The following is an 11,640-nucleotide window of genomic DNA, read 5'->3' as shown; positions in this document are numbered from 1 at the left end:
TAACGGACCGGTCCGGCCAACTGGCGGCGCAGGACCCCGTTCTCGTGCCGCAGCACCAGCGGTTCCGCCTCCTTCGCCGTCCCGCGTCGCAGGAGCACCGATGGAACAGTGAGCAGCTTCCGGGTCGCCTTGTACAGCAAGGACACGATCACGGAGGACATGATCCCAGCGGACTGACCGCATCCAGCTCACCTGCGGCGATGACTGTTCGAGCGGCACAGGGTCCGGGACCTGTGCGGAACGTTCCAGCAGATCCGGAAGATCGCTCCCGGACACTTCCGGATGCGGTCTGAGCTGTTCTGAGGCAGGGGAGGTCACAGATGATGCGTCGGCAGTCCCAGGCAATCCAAGGTTATAGAGCGTAGAGAACTCCGTAATCGCGGACATCCATGCCTGCCATGCACCGAACCCCACCCAACAAGACGAGACGTCAGCAACCGGGCGTCAGCCGACTACGCTGAAGTCCTGACCGAAGAGGGCGCGGTGGTATGCGACTTCCGGTTTGCGCACTCCATCCCGATTTTGTTGCCAGTGGGGTCTCCCAGCTGCGCCGTGGGACCATCCGGTTGGTTTCCGCTGCGCTCTTCGAGATGCACGACGAATGGATCGCCTTACCTCGCCAGCACCTACCCGAAGGTGATATGGGTGATATCTGTCGCAAACTCTCTTTTGGTTCCTCCGCGCTACCCAACGTACCGAAATGCAACGTCCAGTTGATCCCCAACAGCATGTCGAGGGACACTACCTGGCGGACCGAGTGGCACTCGCTTCGGCGTCCTCCCGCGCAGGTCATCGGAAGCCATCTACCCATGGATTACTGGGCGGTTGACCTCAGGGTTTCGTGATAGCGTCCTTGATCGGAGGGACAGTGCAACCTGGAAGGGAATTCGTGAACACGGAGAAGATCACCGCTCGCCGCCTCTCGCTGGAAGAGGTGACGAAGCTCAGCATGAAGGACAGGCTGTTCATTTCCGCCGACACGGCACAACTCAAGCTTCCCGACTGCTATGTCCCTGCTTTTCTGACCAAGTCCGGTGAGGATTTCGAGGGCGGCTCGATCACGGCGAGAACCGTATTCCAGGAAGAGGTCTCCTGCCTTCCCGACGACGAGAATGACGCCGGAGTCTACTTGGCTGACGAGAACGGCTCGGTGACTATCGAGGTCCTCCAGTCCGCCGGTGTCGTGCTGGACCTGGCACTTTTCGTCCCTGGTGGGGACAAGGGCGCTCTCACGGCCCTTTACGCCGCGGCCCGGCAGGCCTTCGGCGCCGACACCGTACAAATCTGGCGCCAGGGCCTCAAGGAGGTTCCCGACGTGAAGGTCGACATCTTCGAGGAGCAGATTCCCCGGGGGCGCAAGGGGACCGACAACCCCAAACGTGACCGTCGCGCGTTCGACACCTACCCCACCCGTGCAGACTTCATCGAGTTCTCCGCGGGGTGGAAGCCGGTCATTGAAATTCACAGGCCGATTGTTGACGACACCCCGACCATCTGAAACGGCGTTACTGATGGCGGCTGGTTAGGGTGATGTGGGGGTGTCCAGGGGCAGGCCAGTCGCATCTGGGTGACATACTTTCCGGCACCGACAGGAAGCCGCCTGGCCCTATACCCTCAGCGGGCGGACGCCAGCACGGCGCCCGCCCGTCCGCATTCCTGTCAGGGGAAGCAGCCGGGCGGGCTCCGTGCATCACACGCTACCGGCCTCCGCAGACCACCGTCCGTACTTGATCGCCTCCACCCCACGACACCCGCGAAACGTCACCCGAGCGAGGGGGCGGCGCCACTTCATACCGTTCCTCTCCAGCACCGCCCCGACCCTGTGGGGCTCGGTTATTCACCGCTGCTGGTAAAGAGCTGCGACCATGGTGAGATGATCGTGTCGCTTCTGTACCAGGTGACTCGACGCCTTCTCGCCGTCCCGACGGTGCTTCTACGGCGGGACACCTCGAAGGAGGCCGAACTTCTCGTCCTGCGCCATGAAAACGCCGTGCTACGACGCCAACTACAAGGGCGAGTACGGTACGGACCCGCGGACCGCCTGTGCTTCGCCTCTCTGTCCTCGCTAATCCCCCGCCGCCGCTGGGCAAAGGTCTTCCCCATCACGCCCGGCACGCTATTGGCTTGGCACCGCAAACTCGCCGCCCACCGCTGGGACTACTCCCGACAACGCCGCAGTCCCGGACGGCCGCCCCCGCAGGCCGCCGTCAAGGACCTCGTACTGCGCCATGCCCGCGAGAACAGCCAATGGGGCCACCGCCGGATTCAAGGTGAACTGGCCCGGCTCGGACACCCGATCGCCGCCTCGACCGTCTGGCAGATCCTCCACACCGCAGGAATCGACCCTGCACCCCGCCGCACCGGCCCAACCTGGCGCGAGTTCCTCTCAGCGCAGGCCACCAGTCTGCTCGCCTGCGACTTCCTCCACATCGACACCACCAGCCTGCAACGCCTGTATGCCCTGATCTTCCTCGAGCACCACACCCGACGCCTGCACATCGCCGGCGTCACCGCACACCCGACCGCGGCCTGGACCACCCAGCAAGCCCGCAACCTCGCCACCGACCTCCGCATACGCATGGATCCACTGCGCTTCCTCATCCGAGACCGCGACAGCAAGTACACCGACGCCTTCGACGCCGTATTCCAAGCCAAGGACATCGAGATCATCAAGACACCGGTCCGCGCGCCCAAAGCCAACGCCCACTGCGACCGAGTGATCGGCACCCTCCGCCGAGAAGCCCTCGACCACATACTCATCCTCGACGAAGCTCACGCCCGCCATGTCCTGGCCGAATACCAGAGGCACTACAACGCACACCGCCCCCACCGAGCCCGACACCAACTACCTCCCCAGGCCCACCAACAACCACCTCCGGTCCTGAAACCAGCCAGCCGACGAGTCCTGGCGTACCCGCGTCCTCGGCGGCGTGATCAACGAGTACAGCTATGCCGCTTGACCAGGAGCGACGATTATTCGAGCCCCACACGATGCGGCGCCAGCGGCGTCCGCTGGTGCCGGGTTCGGTGGGGTGTGCGGCGGTGCGGGAGCGGCAGAGGACCAGCGGGCGCCACAGGTACCACAGCGGGATGCTCCAGGCGTGGACGAGCCGGGTGAAGGGCCGCACGGCGAGGATGGCCCAGGCGGCGGTGGCGTGGATCTGGTAGATCCCCACACCTGCCCGAGGTACTGCGCCCAGAACCCGGCCGCCACCACGGCCGCGACGAGCACCGGCCGGCGGCGGCGCCATCGCCCTGGCCGCGGTCCTGGCCACCCTCACGGTACGCGGGCTGCGCCGGGCCGCCGCAGCGACGGTGATCTGTGCCGCCGGCTGCGTCGTGCTGTGGATTCCCGCCTGGCAGCGCGATTACGGGGGCCCGGGTGCCCGCGGTGCCTGGCCCACCCCGCTCGCCGTGGGGCTCCTGCTGGCCGGGGCCTGGGTGTTCGGCGAGTACGTCCGTGCCCGGCGCGCCTATATCGCCGAGTTCGAGCGGCGGGCCGCGCTCGCCGAGTCGGAACGACTCGCCCTGGCCCGGGTCGCCGTCGCCGAGGAGCGGGCTCGCATCGCCCGCGAGATCCACGACGTCCTCGCACACAGCGTGAGCGTGATGGTGCTGAACGCCGAGTGCGGCAGGCTGATGCGGCACGCCGACCCCACGGTCGTCGACCGCACCCTCGGCGTCATCAGCGCGACCGGCCGCGACGCCCTGGACGAACTGCGCCGACTGCTGGAGGTGCTGCGCACCCCCGACGAGGACGCCCCGGCCGGCAGCCCCGGGGCCGGGCCCGATCACGGTGGGGCCGGTGAGTCCCTCTCGGCCGATCTGCGGCGGCTGGTCGGGCGCCTCAACACGAACGGCACGCGCGCCCGGCTGGACCTTCACGGAGAGCCAGGCGGCCTTCCGGCGGATCTCACCGCGCAGACGTACCGCATCGTGCAGGAGGCGCTCACCAACGTCGTCAAGCACGCGCCGCCGGACGCAACGATCCATGTACAGCTCGACACTGGTACCGACGGGCCGGGGTGGCTGGTCCTCGTCAGGGTGGAGAATTCGGCCGGAGCGGGAGTCGTCCCGGAGCACCCCGCCCGACTGCTCTCCTGCGGTCACGGACTAACCGGCATGCGCGAACGCACCGCCCTGTACGGCGGGGGCGTCGACGCCGGACCCACACCCGACGGGGGCTACCGAGTCACCGCCTCCTTGCGCCCCACCGAGCCCGAGCCCACCACGGCGACCCCATGACCAGCCCGGCCCCCGCTCCGTCGTCGTCCCGGGTGCTGGTCTGCGACGACCAGGAGCTGATCCGGATGGGACTGCGCATGGTCATCGACAGCCAGCCCGACCTCACCGTGGTGGGCGAGGCCGTCGACGAGGATGCCGCGATCACCGGCGTGGCCGCCCTGGAACCGGACCTCGTCCTGATGGACGTACCCATGCCCGGCCTGGACGGGCTCGCCGCGACCGAACACCTCTGCGCGCAGCCCCACGGGCCCCGCATCCTCGTCGTCACCACCTTCGACCTCGACGAGTACGCCTACGCGGCCCTGCGCGCCGGCGCCAACGGCTTCCTCGTCAAGGACGCCCCCGCCGAGGAGATCCTGGTAACCGTCCGGGCGGTACTGCGGGGGGAGGTCATGGTGGCGCCCTCACTCACCCGGCGCCTGGTCGAACGCTGCGTCCTGCAATCCCCCACGTCCGTGCCCGCCCAGCGCAGCCGCCTGGCCGCGCTCACCGACCGGGAACGAAGTCCTCGCCCTGGTCGCCCGAGGGCTGACCAACGGCGAGATCGCCGACCGCCTCTTCGTCGGGGAGACGACCGTCAAGACCCACCTCGGCCGCATCCTGACCAAACTCGGCCTCCGTGACCGTATCCACGCAGTGATCTTCGCCTACGAAAGCGGGCTGATCCAGGCCGGGACCTGAACAGCGACGGGCACAGCGTCAGACTGCCCGCATCGCCGTGTTCCCAGAACTACCTGCGGTGGGTCCCGCGTTCCTGCCCCGCTCCGGGAGCCAGCAGCCGGCGGATGCGCTCGTACTCGGCCGCCATCTCCGGTGTGGCGAGGATGTCGTCGAGGTCGGCGGAGACCTCGTGGTCGATGTCCTCGATGGAACGGATGGCGAGTTCGTAGACCTCGCCGCGCCGGTTCTGCTCCAGGTAGCTCTTCCAATGCGCCAACGCGCCGATGGCGGTGAGGACTCCGGGGTCCAGATCGTCATCGACCAAGATGCCGTCATAGATCGTCGCAAGCTCGTCGTGCAGCTCGGCGGCGCTGATCGTCAAGACGTTCGCGCAGGCGGTGGCCAGTGCCGCCCGGGCCTCTTCGGTGAGTTCGTCCTCAGCCGCACCGCGCAGCAGCTCCGGCCGCACCAGACGAGTGACCGTCTCCTCACCGAAGGCACGAACGCCACCCTCGGTGGCCCCGACGACCAGCCGCAGAACGTCCGCCTCAAGCTCGCTGTAATCCACGACCACAGCCTAAGCGGGGTGCCACCGAGACCTGGACCCAGGGTTGACGGGAAGAGCCCGAGGCTGTGATGCGCTCGGGTTCACCCGCACCGACGGGCGACGGCATCGCCACAGTGTCCCGCCCCTCCGGGTCAGGACGCTGTGGCGGAGCGGGTGTTCTGCGCGAAGACCGGCTCCACCGTTTCCAGCTGCTGCCTCGTTCCGGAGGAGGTCGGGACCGCTAGTCCCGTACTTCGCGGGTCGTTGATTCGTATGGTGTGACCGGTCCGGGGGTGTCCTTGGCCGGTGGTGTGGCGTTGGGTTGGGTGTGTCGATGACTTCCCGGTCCCCGCGGCCACGGTCTGTCCGTCAGCGCCTTGATGTGGTGGTGACGTCCGTGGTGGAGAAGCGTCTGGGCGCTCTGCCTGTCGCTGCCGAGTTTCTGCGCCGGCTGGATGTTGCCGGGATCGTCGACGAGCTGTGTCCGGGCGGTGCGAGCGCGCATCTGACCCACGGGCAGGTGATCGAGGCGCTGGTGGCCAACCGGCTGACCTCGCCCGCACCGCTGGTGCGGGTCGGCGACTGGGCCCGCACCTGGGCGGTGGAGGAGGTCTTCGGCCTTGAGCCGGACCTGCTCAACGACGACCGTCTGGCCCGGGCCCTGGACGCGATCGCACCGAAGCTGGAGCAGATCGCGGGCACTATCGGCGCGCAGGCGATCGCCGAGTTCGGGATCGACGTGTCGAGGCTGCACTGGGACATGACCAGCATGTCTGTCCATGGCGCCTACCCGAGCGAGGACCAGGACGAGCAGTACCCGGTCATCAGCTACGGGCATCCCAAGGACCGGCGGGTGGATTTGAAGCAGGTCCAGACCGGGCTCGCGGTGTCCGCCGACGGCGGCATCCCCGTCCACGCCCGCGTCTTCGGCGGCGGCGTCGCCGAGGTCAGCCAGGTCGTCGGGGCGATGAAGGACCTGCGGGGCATGGCCGGTGAGCGGAAATTCTTGATGGTCGCCGATTCCAAGCTGGTGTCCTACACGAACGTCACCGCACTGCTCGCGGCCGGGGTGGACTTCATCGCGCCGGTCCCGGCCGCGCAGGTCAAAGACGAGGTCTATGCCGCCTTGGACCTCACGCAGGCACATCTGGTCGACTGGGTGCCCGAGAGGGACGAGGGCAAGCCGGCCGGTGAGCGGGAGGTCTACCGGGTACTGGAGGACGTCCACACCCTGGCCGGGCCCCGCAAACGGGATCTGGTGCACCGGCTGCGCCGGATCCTGGTCCATTCCACCGCCGTCGCGGCGGGCCAGCGCAGAGCCCGCGAGAAGCGTCTGGCCCGGGCCAGGGAAGAGATGGACAAGCTCGCCGGCGCGGCAGGCGGCCAGCACTACAAGACCCGGGAGAAGGTCGCGGCCCGGGCCGGCGTCATCGCAGCCAAGCGCCGCGTCACCGCCTGCCTGCGCTGGACCATCACCACCGACGAGCACGACACCCCCGCCCTGGCCTGGTACTTCGACCAGAACGTCCTGAACGCGGAGGCCGCCGTTGACGGCTGGTACGCGATGCTGACCAGCATCCCCGCCGACCAGGCCGACCCGGCCCAGGTCCTGATCCACTACAAAGGCCAGGGCGCGGTCGAGCGCCGCTACCACGACTTCAAAGGCCCCCTCGCGGTCGCACCGGTCTTCGTGCAGCACAACCGGCGCGTCGCCGCCCTGGTCCAGGTCATCTGCCTGGCCCTGCTCGTCTTCTGCCTCATCGAACGGCAGGTCAGACGCGCACTCGGCCCCGAGCAGACCATGACCGGCCTCTACCCGGACAACCGCCGGGTCCGCCCCACCGGCCGCATGATCTTCTACCACCTCGGCGAACTCACCCTGCGGATCGGCAACGTCACCGACCCGCCGTCCGTCCAGATCACCCGCGGCGTCCAACTCCACCTCCTCGACCTCCTCGACACCGACATCACACAGACCCGCTGGCCACAGACCTAAACCGGTGACCCGCGAAGTCCGGGGCTAGTCTGCCGGAATGGAGATCGTCGAGCGGTCGCCCGCCGTCGGCGTGGGGCAATGAACGGCTTCGCGGGGCACGTGTGGGGCCTCTCCCTCGTCGCGGCGGTCTGCGCGCTGATCATGGTCCATCTGCTGGCCGTACGCACGACCGCCGGTTCCTCCCTCACGGGAGCCGTCGTGCTCACGCTGGCCGCCGCCGCGCTCCCCGCCGTACGCGGTGAACCGCCGCACTACGTGGCGGGGGTCGCGCTGACGGCCGGTGGGGTGCTGGCGGTCGTCTGGGCGACGGGCCGCTCCCGCCGGCACCGGTCGGCCCGCCGGTCCGCGCTGGCGGACTACGAGGCCGGCACGGCGGCGGTCCCGCTGTTCGCCGCGCTGGCAGAACGGGACCGGCTGGCGGCGGAGCTGCACGACGTGGCCGCGCATCGGCTGACCGGGATCGTGGTGGCCGCGGGCGCCGCGCTCAGGCTCGCCGACCGGGAACGGACCGGTGACGCGCTGCGCCACGCCGACGAGGCGGGCCGGGAGGCCGTCCGCGAACTGGAGCGCCTCACCGAGCTGGACGCGACCGCGGCCGGCTTCGCCGAGGTCGACGCGCTGGCCGCCGCGCACTCGGTGGACTACCGGCGCACGGTCGACAAGGCACCGGCGGGCAGTACGGAAGCGACGTACCGGGTCGTCCGGGAGGCGTTGACCAACGCGGCCCGGTACGCCGAGGGCGCGACAGTGCGCGTCCGGATCGAGCCGACGGACGACCGGGACAAGCCCGTACGGGCCGGCGGCGATCACCTGTTCGTCGTCACCGTCACGGACGACGGCGGTACGGCCGTCGAGCCGGGCCTCGGGACCGGGCGCGGTCTCGCGGGGCTGGCGGCCACGGTCACCGCGACGGGCGGGACGTTCCGCGCGGGACCCGTGAGGCAAGGCCATCGAGAGGGCTGGAGCGTGCGGGCCTCGCTGCCTGCGGCCACGGTTCTTCCCCTCCGCCGGTGGCCCTTGTGGCGTGGGACGGCCGCGCTCGACTACGCGCTGGTGGCCCTGGCGATCGCGCTGTCGCTCGGCGCGAGCCTGCTGTCGGCCGACGTACCAGCTCCGTTCGGCGGCCTGCTGCCCGCGCTGGTGACCGTCGTGCTGTCGGGCCTGCACGCCGTGCCGCTGGCCTGGCGCTCACGGGCGCCCGGCCGCGCGCTCGCGGCGGTGCTGTCGGCGCTGCTGCTGTGGTGGGCCTGCGACCGGACGGGCTGGACCCAGCCGCCGGTGAGCGACATCTTCCTGGTATACGGGTGGGTCGAGCTGACGCTCGTCCACAGCGTCGGAGTGCGTCTGCCGTGGCGCCGAGGCCTGTTCGCGCCGCTCGCCGTGGCCGCCGTGGGCGGGCTCGCGCTGACGAGCGGCAGCGGCATCACCGGCAGCCGTACGGCGGCCTGGGCCGTACTGGCGGGCGTGCTGGCCGTCCCCACCCTCGCCGTCTGGTCGTGGGGACGCCTGACCGCCCGGCGGCATGAGCGGCTGCGGGCCGCAGACACCCGGCGGCGGGTTCTGCTCGACGGGGACGCCGATGCGGCGGTGTCCGCGCAGCGTCTGCTGTTCGCCACCGGGCTGCGGGAAACGGCGCTCCGGCACGCGCGGGCGGTCGTCGCCGCAGCGGAGGAGGGGGACCTGCGGGCCGTGCGGGAAGAGGCCCGCGCCGGACTGACCGCTCTGCGGGACCTGCTGTCCGGGCTGCGCGCAGGGAACGACACCGACGACGCCCCTCCGCCCACCGTCTCCGGGATCACCGCGCTGGCCGCGCGCTACGGCGCCGTCGTCCGGTACGTCGGAGCACGCCGTCCGCTGCCCGCCGCCGTGGAGGTCTTCGCGTACCGGACCGCCTCCGCGCTCATTGCCGTGGGCGTCACCCTCACAGTGCGCACGCTCACCGACGGCGTGGAGGTTTCCGGTCCGGCACCCGCCGTTCCCGCGGTGGAGCGGCGGCTGCGCGCCCTCGCGGACGCCGCCGGCGGTACCCTCTCGACGACCGACCGCGGTGCGGTACGCGTATGGCTCCCGGAGGCGTTCCCATGGCGATCAGAGTGACCGTCGCGGACGACCAGGCCGTCGTACGGGCCGGGATCGCGGCGATCCTCGACGCGGAACCCGACCTGTGCGTCGTCGGGCAGGCGGCGGACGGCGACACGGCGGTCGAACTCGCGCTGTCGGCGCGGCCGGACGTCGCGCTGATGGATGTCCGGATGCCGGGGATCGGCGGGCTCGCGGCGACCGCCGCGATCACCGAACGCAGCCCCGCGACCCGTGTTCTGGTGCTCACCACCTTCGGTCTCGACGAGTACCTGTTCGCCGCGCTGCGCGCCGGGGCCGCCGGTTTCCTGCTCAAGGACGCCGAGCCGGAGCGGGTGATCGACGCGGTACGGGTGGTCCACGGGGGCGCCGCGCTGCTCGATCCGGCGGTGACCCGCACGCTGATCGACCGGTTCACGGACGGGCCCGGTCCGCTCGACACGACCCGGCTCGACCTGCTCACCCCACGCGAGACGGAGGTGCTGCGGCAGGTCGCGCGGGGGCTGTCCAACGCGGAGATCGCGGCGGTGCTGGGGGTGAGTCCGCCCACCGTGAAGGACCACGTCTCCGTCCTCCTCGGCAAGCTCGGCGTACGCGACCGGGTGCAGGCGACGATCGCCGCGTACGAGACGGGGCTGATCCGGCCGGGCAGCGGGCCGTGAGGTGAGTCGGCACCCCGCCGTGAGGTGGGGGTGACACCCCGCCGCCAGGCGGCCCTCGCACGCGGCGGGACCATCCCTGAGCTGGACGGATCGCCCGCGTCGGCTTCCTAGTCTCGAAGGCATGTCACGCATATTTCTCCACCGTGTCGCCGGCGGGGTCCTGCTGTTCCTGGCGCTCTTGCTGACCCCTGCCGTGGCGGTGGCCGGTTTTCTCGGCGCGGCGTTCGTCACCGCGAGCGTGCCGGTCCTGGTCATCGTCGGTCTCGTCTGCGGCGCCGTGGCCGGCGGACTGCTGGGCCAGGCGGCGTTCGCCCTGTTCGGCCTCGACCGCCGCCCGGCCCTGCGGGCGTCCGCGTTCCTCACGGTCGGCCTGACCGCGGCCGTCGCCGTCCTCGCCGCCGTCACCGTCCTCCATCCGATGCCCACCACGACGGCCGCCTCCGCCCCGCCCGGCGTGCGGTTCTGGGATCTGCCGACCGGTTCACGCATCGCCTACGTCCACACCCCCGCCACAGGCAAGGCCAGACCGACTCCGGTGATCTTCCTGCACGGCGGCCCTGGCACCCCCGGCGAGGGCGTCCACACCGGGGGCCGTGAACTCGCGGCGGACGGCTTCGACGTCTACTCCTACGACCAGCTCGGCGCCGGCCGCTCCACCCGGCTGCGGGACGTCACCGGATACACCGTGGCCCGACAGGTCGCCGACCTGGAAGCGATCCGGCGCACACTCGGCGCCGACCGGATCATCCTGGTCGGCCAGTCCTGGGGCGGATCACTCACCGCCCAGTACCTGGCCGCCCATGGCGAGCACGTCGCCAAAGCGGTCTTCACCTCGCCGGGCGCGCTGTGGGGCCGTCAATACCCCGGCTCCAAGGCCGGGCAACCCTGGAACCGCCTCTCGACCGACCAGAAGGCCCGGCTCGACCGGCTGAACAGCGCACCCCGCATCATCGCGGCGAGCCTGCTCCTCCAGATCAATCCCGGCGCCGCGCACGCGCTGGTCGGCGACCGCGAGGTCGACCACTGGATGCACGAAGTCGCCCTCCAGGGAAAAGACAGCACCTCGTGCGAGGGTGCTTCGCCCACCACGGCGCACGACAACCCTCAGGGCTTCTACAGCAACCAGATGACCGTCAGGGACTTCGAGCAGCTCCCCGACCCCCGGCCCCGTCTGCGCACCCTGCACGTCCCCTCTCTGATCATGCGAGGGGAATGCGACTTCATCAAGCCCGCCGTGACCGCCGAGTACCAACACACCCTCGCAGGCTCCGAGTTGGTAACCGTCCAGGGAGCCGGACACTCCATCTCAGGCGAACAGCCCGGCCGCTACACCGCACTGCTGCGGGCCTTCCTCCGGGACGAACCGCTGCCGACGGGCACCGGCTGAGTCGGAACCTGGATCGGCTCACCGACGTCCCCACCCCCGCCGGGCCGACACCTCGCCAGATCGG

Annotated in this window: 7 protein-coding genes and 3 pseudogenes; 8 read left to right on the top strand and 2 right to left on the bottom strand. The window is 70.1% G+C overall.

The window, feature by feature from the left end; translation table 11 throughout:
* Positions 1–889: 889 nt before the first annotated feature.
* Positions 890–1,498 carry a hypothetical protein gene (locus tag BBH68_RS38040; protein WP_065968476.1) on the top strand — a complete coding sequence of 203 codons (609 nt, stop codon included), beginning with the start codon at positions 890–892 and terminating at the stop codon, positions 1,496–1,498.
* A gap of 375 nt (positions 1,499–1,873) precedes the next feature.
* Positions 1,874–2,960, top strand: a pseudogene (locus BBH68_RS40285) (integrase core domain-containing protein).
* A gap of 96 nt (positions 2,961–3,056) precedes the next feature.
* Here BBH68_RS40285 and BBH68_RS43840 read toward each other — a convergent pair.
* Positions 3,057–3,251 (bottom strand): annotated as a pseudogene (locus BBH68_RS43840) (respiratory nitrate reductase subunit gamma); the annotation flags it as partial.
* 64 nt (positions 3,252–3,315) lie between these two features.
* Here BBH68_RS43840 and BBH68_RS38025 point away from each other — a divergent pair.
* Together BBH68_RS38025 and BBH68_RS38020 are read left to right on the top strand one after the other, a co-directional pair.
* Positions 3,316–4,245, top strand: a complete 930-nt coding sequence (locus BBH68_RS38025) for a sensor histidine kinase (protein ID WP_065968473.1) — start codon at positions 3,316–3,318, stop codon at positions 4,243–4,245.
* Positions 4,242–4,926: pseudogene (locus tag BBH68_RS38020) on the top strand (response regulator). Before BBH68_RS38025 ends, BBH68_RS38020 begins: the two are co-directional and overlap by 4 nt.
* Positions 4,927–4,975: 49 nt before the next feature.
* Here BBH68_RS38020 and BBH68_RS38015 read toward each other — a convergent pair.
* Complete coding sequence (locus tag BBH68_RS38015) at positions 4,976–5,473, bottom strand: hypothetical protein (RefSeq protein ID WP_065968481.1); 498 nt, start codon at positions 5,471–5,473, stop codon at positions 4,976–4,978.
* 376 nt (positions 5,474–5,849) lie between these two features.
* Here BBH68_RS38015 and BBH68_RS41325 point away from each other — a divergent pair, with 376 nt between their 5' ends.
* From BBH68_RS41325 to BBH68_RS37995, 4 genes are all read left to right on the top strand, one after another.
* Positions 5,850–7,448, top strand: a complete 1,599-nt coding sequence (locus tag BBH68_RS41325; protein ID WP_245737878.1) for an IS1634 family transposase — start codon at positions 5,850–5,852, stop codon at positions 7,446–7,448.
* 78 nt (positions 7,449–7,526) lie between these two features.
* On the top strand, positions 7,527–9,545 hold the full coding sequence (locus tag BBH68_RS38005) for an ATP-binding protein (protein ID WP_065968472.1): 2,019 nt from the start codon (positions 7,527–7,529) through the stop codon (positions 9,543–9,545).
* Complete coding sequence (locus BBH68_RS38000) at positions 9,530–10,189, top strand: response regulator (RefSeq protein WP_060950654.1); 660 nt, start codon at positions 9,530–9,532, stop codon at positions 10,187–10,189. Before BBH68_RS38005 ends, BBH68_RS38000 begins: the two co-directional genes overlap by 16 nt.
* Before the next feature lie 121 nt (positions 10,190–10,310).
* On the top strand, positions 10,311–11,576 hold the full coding sequence (locus BBH68_RS37995) for an alpha/beta fold hydrolase (RefSeq protein ID WP_065968471.1): 1,266 nt from the start codon (positions 10,311–10,313) through the stop codon (positions 11,574–11,576).
* The last annotated feature ends 64 nt before the right edge of the window (positions 11,577–11,640 follow it).

Origin of the sequence: Streptomyces sparsogenes, assembly GCF_001704635.1 — a bacterium.
GTDB classification, from domain to species: domain Bacteria; phylum Actinomycetota; class Actinomycetes; order Streptomycetales; family Streptomycetaceae; genus Streptomyces; species Streptomyces sparsogenes.
The sequence above is the reverse complement of the archived record's forward strand: the minus strand, read 5'-3'. Positions and strand labels throughout refer to the sequence as shown.

Coding starts and splice junctions, on each gene's coding strand:
- BBH68_RS38005 (WP_065968472.1), top strand. CDS start 7,527: ATGAACGGCTTCGCGGGGCACGTGTGGGGCCTCTCCCTCGTCGCGGCG.
- BBH68_RS37995 (WP_065968471.1), top strand. CDS start 10,311: ATGTCACGCATATTTCTCCACCGTGTCGCCGGCGGGGTCCTGCTGTTC.
- BBH68_RS38000 (WP_060950654.1), top strand. CDS start 9,530: ATGGCGATCAGAGTGACCGTCGCGGACGACCAGGCCGTCGTACGGGCC.